The sequence below is a fragment of the Pseudoalteromonas sp. NZS127 genome, assembly GCF_015864805.1.
GTDB lineage: Bacteria > Pseudomonadota > Gammaproteobacteria > Enterobacterales > Alteromonadaceae > Pseudoalteromonas > Pseudoalteromonas nigrifaciens.
In genome coordinates this window covers 1-20,699 of record NZ_JADYWN010000011.1, presented here as the reverse complement: position 1 = coordinate 20,699, position 20,699 = coordinate 1, and the positions used below count along the sequence as shown (strand labels likewise).

General features: G+C 41.2%; 14 protein-coding genes, 4 tRNA genes and 1 CRISPR repeat array. Of the genes, 2 read left to right on the top strand and 16 right to left on the bottom strand.

Features of this window, described 5'->3' with window-relative positions:
• Positions 1 to 97: 97 nt before the first annotated feature.
• The 4 genes from I6E78_RS11145 to I6E78_RS11130 form a co-directional block, all read right to left on the bottom strand.
• A complete protein-coding gene (locus I6E78_RS11145; protein WP_197182514.1) occupies positions 98 to 1,141 on the bottom strand; it encodes an alkaline phosphatase D family protein in 1,044 nt (347 codons plus the stop codon).
• Positions 1,138 to 2,277 carry an alkaline phosphatase family protein gene (locus I6E78_RS11140; RefSeq protein WP_197182513.1) on the bottom strand — a complete coding sequence of 380 codons (1,140 nt, stop codon included), beginning with the start codon at positions 2,275 to 2,277 and terminating at the stop codon, positions 1,138 to 1,140. Before I6E78_RS11140 ends, I6E78_RS11145 begins: the two co-directional genes overlap by 4 nt.
• 69 nt (positions 2,278 to 2,346) lie before the next feature.
• Complete coding sequence (locus tag I6E78_RS11135) at positions 2,347 to 4,716, bottom strand: TonB-dependent receptor domain-containing protein (protein WP_197182512.1); 2,370 nt, start codon at positions 4,714 to 4,716, stop codon at positions 2,347 to 2,349.
• 214 nt (positions 4,717 to 4,930) lie between these two features.
• Complete coding sequence (locus tag I6E78_RS11130; RefSeq protein WP_011328537.1) at positions 4,931 to 5,974, bottom strand: alkene reductase; 1,044 nt, start codon at positions 5,972 to 5,974, stop codon at positions 4,931 to 4,933.
• Between the two features lie 257 nt (positions 5,975 to 6,231).
• Here I6E78_RS11130 and I6E78_RS11125 point away from each other — a divergent pair, with 257 nt between their 5' ends.
• Both I6E78_RS11125 and I6E78_RS11120 read left to right on the top strand, forming a co-directional pair.
• Entirely contained in the window at positions 6,232 to 6,621 is a 390-nt protein-coding gene (locus tag I6E78_RS11125; protein WP_197182511.1) for a DUF2750 domain-containing protein, read from the top strand.
• 361 nt (positions 6,622 to 6,982) lie between these two features.
• On the top strand, positions 6,983 to 7,957 hold the full coding sequence (locus I6E78_RS11120; RefSeq protein WP_231617987.1) for a c-type cytochrome: 975 nt from the start codon (positions 6,983 to 6,985) through the stop codon (positions 7,955 to 7,957).
• A 5-nt stretch (positions 7,958 to 7,962) separates the two neighbouring features.
• Here the strand turns inward: I6E78_RS11120 and I6E78_RS11115 are convergent, their stop codons facing one another.
• The 12 genes from I6E78_RS11115 to I6E78_RS11060 form a co-directional block, all read right to left on the bottom strand.
• Positions 7,963 to 8,151, bottom strand: a complete 189-nt coding sequence (locus I6E78_RS11115) for a hypothetical protein (protein WP_197182510.1) — start codon at positions 8,149 to 8,151, stop codon at positions 7,963 to 7,965.
• Between the two features lie 278 nt (positions 8,152 to 8,429).
• Positions 8,430 to 10,917: direct repeats of the CRISPR family, unit length 28 nt; unit sequence TTTCTAAGCTGCCTGTGCGGCAGTGAAC.
• 130 nt (positions 10,918 to 11,047) lie between these two features.
• The gene (gene cas6f / locus I6E78_RS11110) at positions 11,048 to 11,599 is read right to left on the bottom strand and encodes a type I-F CRISPR-associated endoribonuclease Cas6/Csy4 (protein WP_197182509.1); all 552 of its coding nucleotides are present in this window, start codon (positions 11,597 to 11,599) and stop codon (positions 11,048 to 11,050) included.
• A gap of 8 nt (positions 11,600 to 11,607) precedes the next feature.
• Positions 11,608 to 12,618, bottom strand: coding sequence for a type I-Fv CRISPR-associated protein Cas5fv (cas5fv, locus tag I6E78_RS11105; RefSeq protein ID WP_197182508.1), 1,011 nt, complete (start codon positions 12,616 to 12,618; stop codon positions 11,608 to 11,610).
• An 8-nt stretch (positions 12,619 to 12,626) separates the two neighbouring features.
• Complete coding sequence (gene cas7fv / locus I6E78_RS11100) at positions 12,627 to 13,574, bottom strand: type I-Fv CRISPR-associated protein Cas7fv (protein WP_197182507.1); 948 nt, start codon at positions 13,572 to 13,574, stop codon at positions 12,627 to 12,629.
• 3 nt (positions 13,575 to 13,577) lie between these two features.
• The gene (locus I6E78_RS11095; protein ID WP_197182506.1) at positions 13,578 to 16,511 is read right to left on the bottom strand and encodes a CRISPR-associated endonuclease Cas3''; all 2,934 of its coding nucleotides are present in this window, start codon (positions 16,509 to 16,511) and stop codon (positions 13,578 to 13,580) included.
• Complete coding sequence (gene cas1f / locus I6E78_RS11090) at positions 16,508 to 17,497, bottom strand: type I-F CRISPR-associated endonuclease Cas1f (protein WP_197182505.1); 990 nt, start codon at positions 17,495 to 17,497, stop codon at positions 16,508 to 16,510. The genes I6E78_RS11095 and cas1f overlap by 4 nt, the downstream gene beginning before the upstream one ends.
• 134 nt (positions 17,498 to 17,631) lie before the next feature.
• Positions 17,632 to 18,474: a WYL domain-containing protein gene (locus tag I6E78_RS11085; RefSeq protein WP_197182504.1), complete on the bottom strand. Its 843-nt coding sequence runs from the start codon at positions 18,472 to 18,474 to the stop codon at positions 17,632 to 17,634.
• Between the two features lie 259 nt (positions 18,475 to 18,733).
• A tRNA-Ser gene (locus I6E78_RS11080) sits at positions 18,734 to 18,823 on the bottom strand.
• Between the two features lie 203 nt (positions 18,824 to 19,026).
• Positions 19,027 to 20,067, bottom strand: coding sequence for a quinolinate synthase NadA (gene nadA / locus I6E78_RS11075; protein WP_058373665.1), 1,041 nt, complete (start codon positions 20,065 to 20,067; stop codon positions 19,027 to 19,029).
• 145 nt (positions 20,068 to 20,212) lie between these two features.
• Positions 20,213 to 20,288: transfer RNA gene (locus tag I6E78_RS11070), tRNA-Lys, on the bottom strand.
• A 156-nt stretch (positions 20,289 to 20,444) separates the two neighbouring features.
• Positions 20,445 to 20,517 (bottom strand) — tRNA-Lys (locus I6E78_RS11065).
• Positions 20,518 to 20,588: 71 nt separating this feature from the next.
• A tRNA-Lys gene (locus I6E78_RS11060) sits at positions 20,589 to 20,664 on the bottom strand.
• Between the last annotated feature and the right edge of the window lie 35 nt (positions 20,665 to 20,699).

Genomic DNA, 20,699 nt, shown 5'->3' with positions numbered 1-20,699 from the left:
CGATTAGCGCAAATTGGCTTAAATAAATCAGCGGGTTAGTTAAATTTTATACGCACAGTAGTGATGCTATCTACTGTGCGTTTTATAAGGGCAATTATTAATAAGGGCTAATGCTTGAGAGTTTAAACTGACTTTGCATTATTGCTTTACCATCAATATCTTTGAGCTGTAATAAAATTGACGGGTCGGCTTGTTGCCAGTCTATGCTTAAATCGCCGTAATTAACCTGGTGGGTAAAGTCCCCTATTCGGTGTGTGTTAGGGCTTACATTTTTCCATTTTTCGGTTAGGCCAGAACTGGTCATTTCTATTAGTGGGTAGTCAAGGTTGTGCTTATACTGTGAAATTTCGCCCCAGTGGGTATCGCCGCTAATAATAACTACGCCGTTTACTTTATGCTTTTTGATCAGTGTAAATAAACGCTTTCGATCGTCGGGGAAATTAGCCCACGACTCCCACCCTGTAAAATCGGGAAGTAGCTGTAAGCTTGAGGCAATTAGCTTTATAGCCGCGGGCTTTTTAAGCTCTTGTTCAAGCCATTGCCACTGCGCCTCACCAAGCATTGACGCGCCTTTAACATGACTTGGGCTATACGGGCCTTGATTATTTAGTTTGCGCTTAGTGTCGTACTCCAACTTACTTACTGCGTTTAACGCATCTCGGTTCCAGCGCAAATCTGGCATAATCACCTGCACAGTTTGCTCACCTTCACCATACGTATACGAGGTATAAATACCATCGGGGCGAGTGCGTCGTGGTGAGTTTGCAGGTTCTTGCCAAAAATCGAGCATAATTTGCCGCGACTCTTCTTTATGCGGATACTCTTTACCGGCATCGTTTTGGCCATAATCGTGGTCATCCCACATAGCTATAATAGGCGTTTGCGCTTTTAGTGTTTTAAAACCGGGCTTTGCCCCTAAGCGCTGATATTTATCGGCAAGTACGCTCATATTATTGGTATCGCCATAAATATTGTCGCCTAAAAATATAAATAAATCGCTCTGCTCTTTGTTTATGGCATCGAATATAGGAATGCTTTTATCTTGATGCCCGCACGAGCCAAATAATATTTTAGAGGGAGCACTCAAAGCACTAAAGCTAACAAGTAAGTTGGTTAATACTACCGCGGCTATTATTTTCATTTTAAAATCTCATTAATAGCCGGTGCCATATTGGCATTTATTTGCTTTGGGTTTTGCCCAAGCGCCTTTAACACTGTTGCGGCAATTTGCGTTTGTTTAAGCTCAGTAGCTGTTTTAACTAAGCCTTGGCCTTTTATGGCAGGGCCAATAGCGGCAAGCCAAATATGTTCGGAGCCTACAATTCCCTCGGGAAACTTATTTTCGCCTAAATGCAGTGCTGCTAAGGCGCGTTTTGAACTGTGATGTTGCCAGTCGCTTGCGTTACTACCACGGCCATGATCTGTGGTAATGATTAGGGTGGTGTTATTTTTATACCCAGGTGTTGCTTGAATGGTATTCCATAAATCAGCTATAAAGGCATCACTTTGTTTTGCCGATTTTAAATACGCGTGATAGTCACCATCGTGGGCAAAGTCATCGGTCTCCCCTAAACTTATTACTAATAATTTTGGCTTTTTAGCTAACATATACGCCTTAGCAAACCGATAGGTAAAACTGTCTAATCGTACATTACTCCAAGGGCTCGGAATTTCATTTTGCATGGCATTTAAAAGTGGCGCATTTTCAAATAAATCCTCCTCAATTGGCATAAATCCGGCGTTAACATATACCTTACTGCGCTCTGTATTAAGTATTGAAGGAAATACATCCCAGCTACCAAATAAAGCGGTGTTATTTTTAAATGCGGGTTGGCGCTCCAAACGCTCTAATATAGTGTGATTTGGGTTAGGAATTTTATTGTTACTATTAATACCTTCATCTACCTCACCGCTAAGTATTTCGTTATAACCGGGATACGAAAAATACCACGGGTTACTTACCGACATATTAGAGCCTTGCTCTCTATTACCCATTATTATCCCTTGCTTAGCCACAATCTGGGTAATAAACGGCATCAGCAGTTGTTGGCGTTTTGCAGGGCTGTTATGCCAAAACTCTGTATTTAGCTGCTCTGGTTTTTTAACAAAATCGGAATTATTAATAAGGTTTTTATCTGCACCACTAAACACCTCTTGCCAGCGCACACCGTCAAGCGTTACCAACACGACATTTTGTGTCGTATTTTGTACTGCCGCTGCAAAGTCGCTTGCTAGGGCAATTAAACTAAATGCACTTACTTTTAAAATCGTTTTCATATTGTTATCGGCCTATTTTTATAACAAAAAGCCCATTAGTAATGGGCTTAAAATAATTTATATTACGACTTAAAAATCTGCAGTAAAGGTAACCGCAGCAGTACGAGGCGCACCAATAAAGTAAGTAGTCCCATTACCTGTGCCACCTGCTAAGTAGCTTTTATCGGTTATGTTATAAACAACAAACGAGAGATCAATGGCTTTAAATGGCCCTGCGTCTACATCGGTTGAGTAACCGGCATTAAAGTCGAGTACCGTGTAGCCGTCTACTTTATTGCGTGCTCGCGTGCCTTCGTCTTGCCATGCACCTAAACGCTCACCTGTGTATTTAGCCGACAAACCAACACGAAAGCCGTCACTAAAGTAATCGGTAGATACAACCAATAAATCTTCCGATGTATCTATTAAGCTATCGCCTTTTTTAAAGCTTGGCGCTGCAGTGTTGCCATCTTTATCTTGTAGTAATACGCCTTGTGAGTCATATGCATTTGGATCATCAGACGAATATTCAGAGCTGCTATTGGTATACGACGAATAAACACTCCAGCTTGGTGTGAGCATATAGCTTGCAGAGAGCTCTAACCCCTTAGAATCGATGCCCCCTACATTTATGTATGAACCATTAGTGCCAATAGTGTAGTCAATTCCGCCTGAATCACTGCCAGGTGCAATAAAGGTAATACGGTTATCAAACTTAACGCTGTAGGCCGTTGCGCTTAGCGTTAATCTATCGGCTTGGTAGCGTACACCAAAATCAATGTTTTTTGCTGTTTCTGGCTCTATTTCAGTCAGTGTTGAACTGTCGCGCTCTAGCACCCCGTCTTTAATTGCAGCAAAGTTTTCGCTGTAACTTGCAAATAGTTCGGTATCGTTATTTAACTGGTACAGCGCACCACCACTAAATAAAACATCAGAGTCGCTGTCTACTTTATCTGAGCTTTCGTTAGCAAAGTGGTCGTACTTTTGTAACTCAACTAAATACTGTTTAGCGCCAATATTTAAGGTTAAATCACCTAAGTTAATAGAGTCTTGGATGTACCATTTGAACGTATCTGTATCAAAGGTATTTTTGTACTGAGTCCAGTAAGGGGTGTTTTCAAAATGATGAAAAATACGCGCATCAATTACTTTGTGCCAATCACGCGACTCTTCTCGCTCGCTTTGCTCATACCAAAAACCAGCCTCAATATCGTGATCACCAAACGTTGCTTGGTAGTTAGCAGTTACGCCTAAACGATCTTTTTTGTAATGGGTATGACGATAAGACATAACGGGCGTTGCTGTATCGTCGTAACACGCCGGATTTAAACCAGGCCCCGACTCCCACGGCCAACTTAAGCTTGCTGTACAACCTGAGTTAGGTGCAAGCGGGTTACCCTCGCTATCAGCAAAGCCATAAGAGCCAGCATTAGTACCGCCTTGTGTTGTTGGCTCGCCGTTTTCATCAACTGGGGTTGTTAAATATGGTGGGATCCAGTCACCACGCCCCGAGTTTTTATGATAATAAGGGCTGATCGTTAATAGTGATGTGGGCGAAATTGCATATTCAAACTTTAAATAACCTAAGGTATTTTCACGTAGCGTCCCCCAACCTTCGGCAAACATTTGATCAAAATGCGGAACCCCTGTCCAGTTCCACGTTAATTGATCCCAATTAGGTGTTTGCTCAAATTGTTCAATACTCACGCTGTTGTAGTTAGTTTCGCTTACATCGTCGTAAGATAAACGTCCGGTTAGGGTTAAATCGTTAAAATTAGATACAAACTTAAGCTCAGCATGTTGATTGTCTTTACCGCCATTACTTCCCGAGCCAATCCAACGGCTGGTGTCGGTTTGCGAGTAGCTTACGTATGCTTGGGTATTATCAAAAACAGTGCCTGTTTCGTGCTTAATATAATAACGCGAGGCGTCGTGGCTGCCCGATGTATAGGCAAACGTAGTGCCCTTTTCGAGGCTGGGGTCTTTACTTACAAAATTAAATGTACCGCCTAGCGCTTCCAGCGATGCCGATTTAATATCAGACGTACCTTGGCCGACTTCAACTGTAGCCAGGTTTTCGCTGTCTAGGTAACGGTTTGCTTTAGCGCCGCCACCGTAATTAGAGCCACCATTGGGTATGCCATCTACTGTCATCCCTAATTGCTGTTGGTTACCGTCAATACTAAAACCACGCATTGTAATTGTGGTAGACCAGTCGTCACCACCAAATGCATCACCTTCGTTTATGCTAATACCCGGTAAATTATCAATCACCGACAATATACTTGCTACCGAACTTTGTTGCTCAAGCATTGCAGGCTCAATAACGTTGTTAGCGTAGCTGGTAGGCTTAGCGACTACGGTTATTTCTTCTATAGTTTTGTCGTTTGCATAAACAGATGTTGATACAGCCATGGCTATAGCCATGCTCAAAAGCGATTTGTTTTTTAAAGCGTACATTGTTGTCCCGTTTAGTTTTAATTATTAAAAATTAATTATTATGAAAACGGGAGCAGTATGAGTTTTAAATATGACAACGGGGATGAACTTTATTTACATAAAAATTAAACAAATATGGGAAATTTATGGCAGGAATATGTACAAAAAAAGACAACCCAAAAGTAAGCTTATGGGTTGTCTTAAAAATCGTTTTAAATAATTATAAAACTAATAGTTACACCAGCTCGCTAAGCATATCGGCATTGTATTCTACCAGCGGTTGATTATTACTAATTTTGCTTATGTAGTCTGGGTTTGCAATAAGTGGGCGACCAATGGCAATTAAGTCAAACTTAGCGTCGTTAATCGCCTCTTTTGCTGTCTCAAAACTATAGCTACCCACACCTACTAACGTACCTTTGTAGCCTGCGCGTAAAAACTCAGAGGTGTTTTTGCCTTCAAGCGAGTCAAAACGCATGCTGTCGTCAAAAATTCCACCATGTAAGTAAGCAAGATCTTTTGTGTCTAATTCAGCTAACAAATAATCAAATACGGCTTTGTCGCGGCTATCCTCGGTCATATTAAAATAAGCACCCGGCGTTACACGAATAGCGGTACGTTCGTTTCCAACGACAGCAATAACTGCGTCGGTTACTTCAAGCGCAAAACGCGCCATGTTCTCAGGCGTTTGGCCGTATTCATCATTGCGCTCATTTGCTGCATAATGTAAAAACTGATCAATTAAATAACCGTTAGCACCGTGAATTTCTATGCCGTCGAAGCCTGCTTCTATTGCGTTTTCAGCTGCTTTTGCGTAATCGGCTACTAAGCTTTTAATATCATCTGTGGTTGCCGCTTTTGGCGTAATGTAAGTAAGCTCACGCATGCGCGGAACTGTCCCTTCTACACCAATTGCTGATGGCGCAAGTACATCGCCATCAAAAAAGTGTGGGTGAGCAACACGGCCAACATGCCAAAGCTGGGCAAATATTTTGCCCCCATTGGTATGTACTGCGTCGGTTACTTTTTTCCAGCCCTGAATTTGCTCACTAGTAAATAAACCCGGCGTATTAGGATAGCCTTGCGCGTCTGGGCGAATAATTGTCGCTTCGCTAATAATTAACCCTGTATCTGCACGACGTGCGTAGTAGTCAACCATAGCTTGAGTTGGCACTAGGTTATCATCAGCCATACTGCGCGTTAACGGCGCCATTAATACGCGGTTTTTAAGCTCAATTGTGCTGTTTAATTTATACGGGGCAAGTAAATCAATCGACATTGTGGATCCTTTGTGTGGGAATGGCTAAGCACTAAATGCTCAACCTATATAGCAAGTATGGTGTGTAAATGCGGCCATTTGGTAAACATTCAAGGGTATTTTTGAATGAACGCTCAAATTAATAATAAAACTTATACTTACAGAGCCGTAAATTAGATCTATATAGGGTAAATTAAATAATAACTTTTCACCACACTGTCATATAACTCGATATACTTACACTTAATACCAAGCCATAAACTTAGAGTAAGCAAATTATGACAACAGCAAATAACACAGAACAACACGACGTAATTTTAGGCCTTGGTGCCAAAAAACGACTCGCTTTTATGTTTGAAACCACACAGCAATTTAAACAAGTATGGATTTTAAACGATGACGATGGCTGCGTTATGCTCACCAACGAAGATGACGACTGCGTACCCGTATGGCCAACTCGCGAGTTTGCACAAGCATGGGCCACTGGCGAATGGGAAGGTTGTACGTCTAAAGCTATTCCCACACAAGATTGGATAAACCGCTGGACACCCGGCTTAGAAGACGACGACTTACTTATTGCCGTTTTTCCAACCGAAGACGACGACGGCACTATACTGTTTCCGGATGAGTTTGATACACAATTAAAAATGCCAAAGAAAAAGTATTAAGCACTTTCCCTCAAAACAGTAAAGCCATGCTCAAATAATGGTTTTACTGTTTTATACAGCCCCTTTACAATTGCGGCCCTTATTAAATCCTCGCTTTATATTACTAAGCTATAAATTTCCGTCCAATTAAATCGCCCGCTAAATAGCATAATATTGTAACTATTAATGACCAACACGCCCTAAATATTAAAATAAAATATACATTTTAAATAATTATTAACTATATTTTTAAATACAATAAATTATGGTTTTTTTAATCGCTAACTTTTAGCCAAATAACGTCGGCAAACCGATTTAAAGCAATAGGAAAATGGTTTTTCAGGCGTATAATCCACACACTTTTATACCCTAGGGTCAAATTATGTTTACACTCCGTCACATTACTATTTTAAGCGCTATCTTAGCGCTATTTGCTTGCTCTGAGCCAGTACCTGAACCAGCTAAACAAACAACCGCTAAAACCACTGCTGTTGAAAAAGCAACCAGCCAAAATGCAACTAGCATTACTACAAAAGCAACGGCCGAACCACAATCAGATATACAAAAAGCGCTAAGCAATGCGCCAGTAATTACTAACCTATCAGCAAGCCACCCAAACACCTTATCAACGCCAAACATTAACGATTTAGATAATAGCCCTGAATCTGATTTAATTCGTTACGGGCGTTTATTAGTTATCGATACCTACCGCCAATTACCCGAAAACGTTAATAACAAACTAAACTGTAGTTCTTGCCACCTAAACGAAGGCCGCGTAGCTAACGCAGCCCCTTATGTAGGTATGAACGTGGTTTATCCTAAGTTTCGTAGCCGTAATGCTAAAATAAACACTATTGAAGATCGTATTAATGGCTGTTTTCAACGCTCAATGAACGGCCAACCATTAATAACCGACTCTACACAAATGCAAGCTATGGTCAGCTATATGAACTTTTTATCGCAAGACATAAAAACAAAAGATGACTTAAAAAGTAATAATGGTTTTATAGCAATTAACAAAGACCTAGAGCCAAACGCAGAAAATGGTAAAACACTGTATGCGCAGCACTGTGCAAGCTGCCATCAAATGGACGCCAAAGGCTTATACCCTAACGGCACTTACATGTTCCCGGCAGTAGCAGGCGGTAACTCATTTAACGACGGCGCAGGTATGGCACGTACTTATACCGCCGCTGCATTTATAAAAGGCAACATGCCACTTGGCCAAGAAGGTATTTTAACTGACCAAGAAGCCGTTGATATTGCATTTTACTTTAGCCACCTAGCACGCCCAGCATTTGCCGCTAAAGCAAACGACTGGCCTGAAGGCGGCGCACCAAAAGACGTACGCCGTTAATAGTATTAACCACGGTTAGATAATAAAACCAAAAAGCCAGTTGGATTAACCCACTGGCTTTTTAATATTGCCAAAAAATTTGACTTACAACTAGCTGCTGGGTATTTAGTTGACTTATAACCTGGGTTACAGCGTTCAGCCATGACCTCACTTCTTCGCGCTGCATATTCATAAACGAAAGTCATTTCGGTCACTTATCACCTAAACTGCCTGTGCGGCAGTGAACTTGTGGTTACACTAACTTCTGAGTCTTTAATCCATCCCTGGAGCTGGGTTACATCGGTCATCCATGACCTCACTTCTTCGTGCTGCGAAACTTCGTTTCAGTCACTTATCATCTAAGCTGCCTGTGCGGCAGTGAACTTGTGGTTACACTAACTTCTGAGTCTTTAATCCATCCCTGGAGCTGGGTTACATCGGTCATCCATGACCTCACTTCTTCGTGCTGCGAAACTTCGTTTCAGTCACTTATCATCTAAGCTGCCTGTGCGGCAGTGAACTGACTAGTCGCCCGATTGTGCGCCAATCAAATTTTCTAAGCTGCCTGTGCGGCAGTGAACGAATCAGGCGCTAGATGATATATTGGCGCTTATTTCTAAGCTGCCTGTGCGGCAGTGAACCGGCTCGGTAATTTGCACATAATCAACTTCAATTTCTAAGCTGCCTGTGCGGCAGTGAACGGTATAGATACACTTATATCATTGAAGATAAATTTCTAAGCTGCCTGTGCGGCAGTGAACAATTTGTCGCTGGGGATTACATCTTTTTATCATTTCTAAGCTGCCTGTGCGGCAGTGAACGTCTTATCAAAATGCAGCTCAAAGCGCTAGAATTTCTAAGCTGCCTGTGCGGCAGTGAACTGCTAGACGAAGCACACCACTTGTTAGACGGTTTTCTAAGCTGCCTGTGCGGCAGTGAACAAAATATTTATTATGGTCGTGAAGTTACAAGCTTTCTAAGCTGCCTGTGCGGCAGTGAACACCTGACACCACTGTTCTGTAGTAGTTAGTCATTTCTAAGCTGCCTGTGCGGCAGTGAACTAACAACGGGCAATTGTATTCCATGTATGAGATTTCTAAGCTGCCTGTGCGGCAGTGAACTTTAACGATCAAGAGTGGGAAATGCTCGGTAATTTCTAAGCTGCCTGTGCGGCAGTGAACGTGAAGATGGGTTTGTCTATCGCCTTGATAGTTTTCTAAGCTGCCTGTGCGGCAGTGAACGACAGGTAGTTAAAACACAGCCGCTTAATTGCTTTCTAAGCTGCCTGTGCGGCAGTGAACAAAATATCGGCTCAGTTATGCAGGGTGATAACTTTCTAAGCTGCCTGTGCGGCAGTGAACGTTTGATTTTTATCTAGCAGCTTTCTTAATTTTTTCTAAGCTGCCTGTGCGGCAGTGAACGTTAACGCCATAGGCTCAGCGTTTTCGTATGTTTTCTAAGCTGCCTGTGCGGCAGTGAACTTACTGCGCCTAGCTCGTCGCCAAATAACAAATTTCTAAGCTGCCTGTGCGGCAGTGAACCTAAAACGTTTCGCGTTCAATATCACATAAGCTTTCTAAGCTGCCTGTGCGGCAGTGAACACAACATTAAAAAGTCGCGTTCGTCTGATTCTTTTCTAAGCTGCCTGTGCGGCAGTGAACCTACCGTAAAAGGCAGCTACAAAAAGCAGCGATTTCTAAGCTGCCTGTGCGGCAGTGAACAGCTCTCCAATCTCATACAAAGTTGTTTGATATTTCTAAGCTGCCTGTGCGGCAGTGAACAATGCGCCCGCGCCCCCATCGGTTTTTAACATTTTCTAAGCTGCCTGTGCGGCAGTGAACACCCCGAATAACTTCCGGGCAATGACAAAACATTTCTAAGCTGCCTGTGCGGCAGTGAACAAGTCAGACTTCTTACGTGCTCAGCAGCAAAATTTCTAAGCTGCCTGTGCGGCAGTGAACTATGTGCACTTGTTGCGCGGCCATAAATGCTGTTTCTAAGCTGCCTGTGCGGCAGTGAACGCGTTTGACGGCCAGCGAGTTAAAGGGCGCGATTTCTAAGCTACCTGTGCGGCAGTGAACGATAGCCAGTGCTGTTAAGCGGTTTAGCCCAGTTTCTAAGCTGCCTGTGCGGCAGTGAACGATCTATGTTAGCACAGTTCATGACTATTCAATTTCTAAGCTGCCTGTGCGGCAGTGAACGCTTTGCGCGCTGCAACTCTGTAATGGTTAACTTTCTAAGCTGCCTGTGCGGCAGTGAACGGTTTCCTCAAAAGCAGGTGATTATGGCGTTTTTTCTAAGCTGCCTGTGCGGCAGTGAACTTACTAAAATGATTGATGTGGCGCATGTGGGATTTCTAAGCTGCCTGTGCGGCAGTGAACATATGCGTTTGCGAATTGATAGCGAAACAGAATTTCTAAGCTGCCTGTGCGGCAGTGAACTTGCAAAAATTTCGGACGGTGTTAACGAGTACTTTCTAAGCTGCCTGTGCGGCAGTGAACTAAATGAATAAATCAAGTTCTCGAAGTTCACATTTCTAAGCTGCCTGTGCGGCAGTGAACCAGCAACGCTACCAATCGCCAAGGCAATTGCATTTCTAAGCTGCCTGTGCGGCAGTGAACTTAGCGTGCTCACATACTCATCAATACTGTAATTTCTAAGCTGCCTGTGCGGCAGTGAACTGCTGGGTAGTCGGTAACAGCTAGGCCGGTTATTTCTAAGCTGCCTGTGCGGCAGTGAACATGAAGTTGTGCCAATGCAGCAAGATGTATTATTTCTAAGCTGCCTGTGCGGCAGTGAACCAGTTTGAAGCTAAAGCAAAGCGCTGTATGCATTTCTAAGCTGCCTGTGCGGCAGTGAACGCTTATGAACTGCGTGGGCGACTCGACCAAGTTTTCTAAGCTGCCTGTGCGGCAGTGAACTACCACCACAGCGATTCGCTCACTATCTTTGCTTTCTAAGCTGCCTGTGCGGCAGTGAACAATAGAATATCAACATAAAAATAAGTTACAACAGGTAGTTAAATTAAAAATGATAGTTTAACCATCTAAATAACAACCTGCTGTAACCTGCTGTTTTTATATCATATTTTTAAAGAGCAAAAGTAAAGGGTTAAAACCAAGGTACGGTAGCTGTTTTACTTAACCCATAAGAATCAAACGTACCATCAATAGGTTCAGCTTTGTCATCACTAAACTCAAAGAATTTGCGATGCACTTGCTCTGTTGAGCTACTAAACAAATCTAAGTAAGGATTATCAAAACCTTGACTTAACATTTTCACCTTGTATCGCTTTTCACCTTCTTTATCGATATTACCCCTGGCAATTAAGCGCCTTAGTTTTGCCTTACTCAAATTACTTCTTCTTTCTGCAACAACACGGTATTGAGTATTTTCTGGCACAGGTAAAATATCACTTTGTTGACAATAACCACTTAATGGCCCTAGCCAATTTAAACCTTGAAAGTCATTAAGCAAACTTACTTCACCGTGAATACGAAATACCCTGCCAAGTTTTAAATGCACTTGCGGAAAACTAACACCAATTTGATTCGTGTTTAGCTTTACTAACGCTTTATGAAATTTGGTGAAAACCTTACTGCTAAGTTCCGCTTCACTCATTTCAGCATCAGGTTTTAGACGTAGTTCAATGTAAGAATCCATACTCCCTCCTAAACTCGAATATTTGAAACATAGGCAAGGCCCTTTTTACCTAAGTAAAAACTCGATACCCCGGCACTTTCAATAAGTTTTTTAATTTCGAGTCCTTTCTCGCGATCAACGTCAATAATAATTTCAAGTTGGCCACTGGCTTTAGTCATCATGGAGGTTACCTCCCCCTGCCCTTTTATTTTTTCCTTTTTAATAAAAGGATTGCCCCAAATGGTTTTTTTTGGCCCTGTTGTATAACGATCCATGAAGTCTTTTTTAGTAAAACCTCGTTTTGAGATACCACTAATCCCACCCGCTTTAGTTTTTGCAGAAGACATATCATATTTCTCTTCTAATCGCGCTAATTGTAAATACAGCGCAGAACAATAGAGACTGAGCGTCATTACTTGCCCTTTTTTAGTAAAGTACTCTGTGTCAGGAAAAACCGTTCTAAGAAAATCAACAGTCTTTTCAACCCCACCTACATTTTCCTGAGGTTTCTCCTTATTCAAGAATTCTAGGCGACTAATAATACTAAGCGGATCAAGTTGTATGTTTTCTTCAACTTTAACGTCATCAACTATAAAGCTGCATAGTGTTGAAAGGTCTACACCTAGTACACTCCAAAATAGAGAAGAATACTCAGACGTAAAAACTGGATCTGTCACCTTAATCATTCCAGTAAATGAATTTTGATCTGTACTGCCGTTCATATTGCGGATAAACGTCATTTCATTTGTGAATTGAGGCCTATCTACAAAAGAGATTTTACTTTCTATATCTTCAAAATAATAAGAACCTTCATACGCCTTGCTGCGTGCTTGATACAGTTTTCGTTGATCGCCAATTAATCGATTTAATAAACCCATTACGGTATCTAATGTATTTTCACAAACTTTAAAGTTTCCCTGTTTTTTAAGGTTAGTCATCGAGCCTAAAAACTCTCTCCCTTTTTTAGGCAGTGGCTCATTATTAGAGCCACCTAAAAAAGAGTTACGCCAGCAAGAATCATAATCAATTGTTATTTTCATATTACCACCTATTTTGCGTAAAAATATTGGGCATATTGCGATTGTGGCTCGGTAACAATTTCGGATTCATCACGCTTAATACGCATCATTTTATGGCTATCGTTATAATCGACTGTGATTTCATCAACATACATATACCCTTTGGCTTGGCGAATACTTAAATCAGTAATGCGGGATAATGTATATTCAATAATTGCCTGTATCGCATCGTCGTTTAGTAAAATTCCGCACTCACCTTCTTCGAAAATAGTACCTTTACGGACGTAATTACTATGAAAAGTCGCGATAGGATTCAATGATGGGTTTAATTCTTTGATAAAACATCGCACGGTCGCTGCAACTTCTTCGCCTTGACCCTCTTTTATTATCATACTAGCGCGATCAAACTTTTTATCTAGCGAAATAAACTGTAATTGCTCCACACTGATTGAGCCATATGACAAATATTCAGTATCGCCAAAAGTGGTTTTAGAAAAAAATGATGAACTATCGCGTTCACCTGCCTGCCCAAACTGCTCAAAATTACCATTTCCTAGCTGGTCTACGAAGTCTTCGATTAATAATGGGCTGGTTCTCTTACATTGGCTTGAAGGTACAACATAACCTCGAATCAATCCTGTAATAGAAGCAAGTACTTTTTCTAAGTTTCTCTCTCCGGCAAAATGCAGATCGAATGATTGTTCTTTGAACAAATGATGACGAATACAATTTTGGCTAATATATAAAGGCGTTTTTTTAAAATCGATATCGGTCGCCTCTTTTTTATATTTATAACCAGTTTCGTCTTTTATTTTACCAGTTAAATTTGAATAACCTCTTAATTTTGGCATTGTATGATTATCAACGGTTTTTCCACTATCGCCTGTTAATGTAGTTGGTCCATTCCAATTAACAACTCCATGGCCTAGCGCTTTAATTTTGAAATCAACGCTTTTAATACCTGTTACTTTTTCCATGATTTATTCCTCATCTTCTGTTGTTTGATTAATTTGTTTAATTGACATTGCGCCTATAGGTTGTTTATCACAGACGGCATAATAAATAGCATGTGGATGACGTGCACTTTCACCACCAACCGTTAGCAAATCGTTGGTGGTATAACTTAAATAAATGGGTGATTCTGGATCACGGGCTTCATTTAATAACGCATTATCGTTATATGACTTGGTGCCCCCCATAATGTTGTGGTGTTTTTTGAACATGTGCGAAAGCAAGTCTTTATCGCTTTGCTCAAAGCCTCGAATTGCATTAGTGGAATAGGTCAAGTTATCAATATCGCTGACATCATCGAGCGGTATTGTGTAAGCATATTGTTCAAGGTATTGATACTCTGATTGGCTGAGGTCAACTACTGCCATTTGCACGAAACGGTTATCTCCGCGTAATGATCCTTTGCTGATTTTACTGCGTTTCTTCTCTTTGCTCTTTTTAGGTGGCACAACAATAGGGTCAATCACCTTTGCATTGATTTTTGTAACACTTGCTTTGAGTGCAGCCACTAAATCACTTTTGATATATTGTTTTGTATTTTCTAAATGGTGAAAGTCTTTATAAAGCGCATAAATTTCAGGTAAATTGAAAGGCTTCCCCTCTAATGAGTTTAATAAAAACTGATACCATTCACGCACAGATTTAAGGACGTATAATTTAGATAAAAAACGTGATGCTGGACTATTGCCTTTTGGTGCTGCGATGGATTCTGGCACTGCTAAGGTGTAAATATTGATCTTTTCGTTTTCGCCAAATCGATCTAGTCGCCCTAAACGTTGAAGACAATCTTCAGCATTGGTTATTTCTGCGACCATATAATCACAACTGATATTCAGTGATGCTTGGACAATAGGGCCGCTTCGTAGCACTTCAAATTTGCGTGTGCCGCCTCGCTTATATGATTCAAAGACTTCAGCGAACCATCTTTGCTTGTCACTTTTGATAAATTTAGAATGCAGTAATACCGCATTTTCATTATGTTGATTGGTGATAAAACCATTCTGTGCGGTGAGTGCCATGTTGCTAATAACAAAAGTGCTGTCACTTTGCGGGGTAAATAATGGGTTAGTATTATCAAGCTTGGTATCATCAAAAATTTTAAAATCGAGTTGGTACTGACTTTGGTTAAACGATGGCATTTCTATGATGTCATCGGGATGAATCCCAAGTAACTCTTCAACACATACATAATGTGGGGTTGCTGACACCAACAGAGTATTAGCTTGCTGTTCTTTGATTTTTTTAGCCGCGATCAACTCCGCAAAAAGCAAGTTAAACGCTGGCATGTTTACATACTCATGGAATTCATCAAAAACAACATGATTATTTAAAAAATCGATGAGTGTATTGGCATTTGTGTGGCTGATCACGGAACCCAAAATTTGATCTATCGTGGTAATCACAACATCACCAGAAAAGTTTTCACCTTCTGGAATCTGATTATCCCATTGGTTGTGAAATTTAAACTCGCCGGTGTTTATTTCAATCGTACTATTAGGTAGATATTGTTGTGAGGTTAATTCATAAAACAAGCCTTGGCAGACTTGTACTCGTGGGCAGACCCAAATAATGCGTTTTGCGCCTTGTAGCTTTGCCCACTCCAACGCTATTTTGGTCTTACCACAACCTGCGGCACCTGCTAATACTGCGACATCCACAGCGTTGGTTAGCCGCTTAGCAATATCGCTTTGTTTAATACTGCGCTCACTGTTGGGATAAAACGCACTAAGGCAAGCTTCAATGTTTGAAGTAAGAGTAGATTCAACTTCTAGTAGCTCACTCACTTTTTTATCAAGGGTACGCTTCACTATAGCTTCATGCAATTCTCCCGCGCTCAAGGCTGAAATGATTCTGTCGGCAGTGATAACGCATGCTCGTACAATATTATTTAACGCGTTTATTTTTACGTTACTGCAATTTGCTGAAACAGACTCTTCTAGCTCATATTCTTTATAACTTGGTGTATGTAATGAACTTGAAATGATAAATTCTTGTTCTGCAACAGCTTCATTATTAACAGTTTTGCTCAAAAATGAGCTTGTTGCTGAGCGATACTTTTTGTCAATCCCCACCACTTGGTTTAGTAAGACATATGCTTGGCCTAAAATATCATGCAGTAAAACACCTTTTTGGTTAGCTATTAGCTTTTTACCAATGTCTTTATAGGTCGTAAAACTGTTTTTATCTTTGCGGTATGGTTTAGCATGATGCCAATAGATAGCATGTTTTATAGATTCTTTATTACTTGGGTTGATTGTTTTCAATTCTGCGCTATCTAAAAAGTGATAAAGCAATAGCGATACTTCATTATGCCTGGGGTGCTTTTCAAAACTAAATTTTGCATCATCGATGTGTTGTCCATCCTCTACAATAAAGTTTTTCTTTTTGGGGTTAGTGACCCACTTTTGAAATGCAGGGTCTATTTTGCCTAAATCATGTAGACAACCAGCGATAAAATTTACGATTGAAAATTGTGTACCTTCTGGAAATAACTTTTTATGTAATTGCTCAGCAAAGTATCCAACTGCAAATAAGTGTTCTGATAAGGGCTGTAATTTTGTATTAGCGTAGAGTACACCTGTTTTTGGTTTGTCGGTAATGACGTCCATAAAAACCTCTTTTTCTGTAGTATTCACAGGCACGACGCCCTGTTCATTAAATTTGGCTCTACTTCCAACTACCCACAATAGTTGGCTGCGTGAGCGGCTTCTGATCCAATGACAACTGACTGCGGTGCTTCGGCTGGCAGTTTTACGTAGCATTTTTTTAACCGTGAGCAAGCCATCTTCGGTGATCAAGGTTTGCCAGGTGTTGTCGCCTATACGGTTAGCGAAAGCGTCGAGTACTCGGCGCGTCTTCTTTAAGGCATTCTTTTCGCATTGCGAAACAAATGTGACCATCATAGTTGCTGCTCTGCTATTTGTTCTGCGCTGTAATCTTGTAACGCGACCTGTTTTACAGTCTCAAACATGAAATCTAGAGCTTTATGATCGGTAAAAGCTTGTAATACTTGTTGCCGAAATTCTTGCTCGGTGGCGTTTTCTTTGGCGCATATAAATGCCCAAGGCAATACCAGCGCATCTTTTATTAAGTCGGCTACGTCGAACACTAAAGCCCCGCGACGCGTTTTCCCGTGCATTACAGCAAAACCGTGCGGAATACCCAACACCCATAAACAACTAGCGGCTAGTCCGTAGGCTAAGTAATTACCGTGATTCAAAAAGTCGTTGGCTTTATCAGTACTTTGATGTTGGCGTTTAAATGCTGTTGCCCCAGTGTTATTTGAGGCGTATTTATAAAGTAATTTGGTTAATTGAGCTTCGGTAAGTAGTAGCTCTGATTGTTTAGTGGCCGCGGCTGTTCGAGCTTCAAAGGTAGTTAATGCTTTTTGTATTTGCTCGCTATTAAAATCAAAGCCTTCATTTTTTAAGTCGCGATCTTTACTCCACACTTTTTGTAAGTAGCTAATACGTGCTTGTTGTATTGTTTTTGCTGCTAGTAAACGATTTTTGTCTACAAACCAAAATTGTAGCCAGCCATGTAAATATTCGGTTGGTCGGTATTCACTTTGTGGGGTTAACCATTCTACTTCACAGGCCATATATAGCGGTGTAGCTCCACCACCACAAAAACCGACTAACACTCCCGCTTGAGCAAGCATACGCATGGCGGCTTGGGTTATAGATGTGCCATTACCCAACATTAGAACTGTTGTATTAGCAATAGGGATATTAAAGTATTGGTTTTCTTTGCTTTTATTAGAGATCGCCTCTGTAAGATACAAAACTCGACCATCTTTTTGCATCACGCGGCAATACTCTAGGTAAAACATATTGGCACGTTTAGAGTGCAAGATGGCTTTTAAATCGCTGGGGCTAAAGTCGTCCATGTTTCCCTTCTTTGTTATTTATTTTTGTTTACCCTACTGCTTGCTAAGTTTTTGAGCAACACTGTACGTTTATCACCTGTCGTATTTTTAGGCAGGTTTTTTAATAACTTAAACCGTTAGTTTGTCCTTTAAAGTTATGGCATATATGGGTTTAATTCGGCTAAGCAATCTGGACTTAATATTATTTGTTGCGCAGCTGGGTTTGCTTGATAACTATCTACACGTAGTTGTTTTAAAAGATAAAGTAATAAGGCGGCACGTACTTGCAAGGTACGTTTATAGAGTCCATTAGGTTGTAAAGTCATTTGGTGATCGAGAGCAATAATATGCGCTTTATTTGGAGTTAACCGTGGGTCGGGCTCTATACTCACATTGAGTACTGTTTGCCATAATGTGTCGTGATGTTGAGCAAATAATGCATCGCCTTCAATCTCACAATCGCCATTAAAACGGGTTAATACAAAATCGCGAAAGTCGCGATTTTTTTCACAATAGGCGCGCACATGCCAGCGGCTGCCGTCAAAAACAAGGTTATGCGGGCTAATTATGCGCGACTCAAACTCGGGGCTCGATAACGACACATACCCTACATCAATGCGTTGTTTATACTTTAGCGCCTGTAAAATTCCCATTACTTTGCTGGGCTGCACTGGCACGAGTGGCGATGCCATGCTGGTAAAATGGTTTAATGCGTGGCTTTGCATACTTTGTGCTGTGATATTTAAATAGCTGCCTAAGTCACTTAACCCCTGAGTGGGTGTAAACTTCGCGGTTTGCTCATACCCTTTTTTGGAAGCGTTATAAACTAATGAATGAGGGTAACATTGAAGGTAATCTTGAATATATTTAGATGCACTTGAACGACTAATATTAAAATGCTGTTGCAGGTGATTAGTGGTCAGCCGCCCTTCCCAAAAAATAATAAGTTCTATGAAATAAAAACGTTGAACGACGTCGTAGCTTAGTTGCAGGCTCATGCTTTTCCTTAGCTGAAGATTCCTACTTACAAAGTATCAAAATAAATTATTATTGCAACTCTAAGCCAAGCCTGTGTGCTGTATTAATTCTTTTTTTGGTATACCTGAGCGTGGATCATTTCTCTGGGTATACTATCAGGTATACTAAAAACCTTAGCTTGGGTGAAACAGCATGGGACGAAGTGAAACACTAAGTCATTGATTTTACTTTGTTGCAGGCACAAAAAAGGACGTCATGAGACGTCCTGATATTGAATAATGGTGGAGGGAGAGGGATTCGAACCCTCGTTAGGGATTAACCTAAACACACTTTCCAGGCGTGCGCCTTCAGCCACTCAGCCATCCCTCCACGGCGTTGCTACATACTAGGTAGTGCAACAGGCGCGCTATAGTATGAAATAGCCGCCATAGGTGCAAGGCATTTTTAGTTTTGAGCTTTTAACTGCTCACTTATCATTCATATTTTTTATGCTGTGCACAAAAAACGGCTATGCGGGTGGCATAACCGTTTTTTAAGCGTTAACTTAACGTGCGTTTTTATATTCGTTAATTTTACTTTGCCATTGTGGCGGTAAAATCAAGCATGCGGTTAAGTGATTTAAGTGCGCCTTCGCGTAAGTCCATGTCAACAAACACTTCTTTACCTTTGGGGTCTATCAGAGCTTCTTCAATCGCTTTTAAGCCGTTCATTGCCATCCAAGGGCAATGCGCACATGTTTTACATGAAGCGCCTTCACCGGCTGTTGGAGCAGCGAAGAATTCTTTGTCTGGGCATAGTTGCTGCATTTTATAAAAAATACCGCGGTCAGTTGCTACAATAAACTTTTTGTTGCTCATTGTTTGCGCTGCTTTTATTAACTGGCTGGTTGAACCAACTGCATCAGCAAGGGCAACAATTTCCTCTGGCGACTCTGGGTGTACGAGTACGCCCGCATCTGGGTGCAGCGCTTTCATGTCTTTTAGAGCTTTAGTTTTAAACTCGTCATGAACGATACATGCACCATTCCACATGATCATATCAGCGCCGGTATTCTTTTGAATATAGCTACCTAGGTGCTTGTCTGGGCCCCAAATTATTTTTTCACCTAGTTCGTCTAAGTGCTCAACAATTTCCAGTGCACACGATGAGGTTACAATCCAATCTGCACGCGCTTTTACTGCGGTAGAAGTATTTGCATACACTACTACTGTGCGGTCGGGGTGCTGATCGCAAAACGCTGAGAATTCATCTACCGGGCAACCTATGTCTAACGAACAAGTTGCTTCGAGCGTTGGCATAACCACGGTTTTGTTAGGCGTTAATATTTTTGCGGTTTCACCCATAAAACGCACACCCGCTACAATGATCATGTCGGCATCGTGGCGTGTACCAAAACGCGCCATTTCTAGCGAGTCGGCAACGCAGCCGCCGGTTTCTTCGGCTAGTGCTTGTATTTCAGGATCAGTATAGTAATGGGCAACTAATACGGCATTTTTTTCTTGCAGTAGTTGCTTTATACGTGCTTTGTATTCGCCTTGTTCGTTTTGTGTTAACGGTGCTGGCTTAGGAGGGAAAATATAGCCTTCAGGCATAATAGTTTGAGCTAGACTCATGTTCTCGACCACTTCATCTATATTGCATTAATTACGATGAATTATACGAGAATATAAAGCTAAATAACAGCTATCTGCTCAAGGTGTTTATAAATAAAAAGTTGAAGTTTTAAAAAGACGCTATTAAGAAGGGATTGTCTAAAAATGGTGGGGCATGATGGATTTGAACCATCGACCAATTGATTAAAAGTCAACTGCTCTACCAACTGAGCTAATGCCCCCCTTTGATAACTAATTAGCAAGGCTGCTAGTTAGTTGATTGCGTAAATCCGCCGACTAATACTTTACTTTCACTGCTCATAGAATGGTGGGGCATGATGGATTTGAACCATCGACCAATTGATTAAAAGTCAACTGCTCTACCAACTGAGCTANGGTGGGGCATGATGGATTTGAACCATCGACCAATTGATTAAAAGTCAACTGCTCTACCAACTGAGCTAATGCCCCGCTCTATGCACTTAATTTAATTAAGCTTACGTAAATCCGCCGATTCCAGCCATTCTTAAGTATATAAAGAATGGTGGGGCATGATGGATTTGAACCATCGACCAATTGATTAAAAGTCAACTGCTCTACCAACTGAGCTAATGCCCCGCTCTGATAACTAACTAGCAAACCTTGCTGTTTAG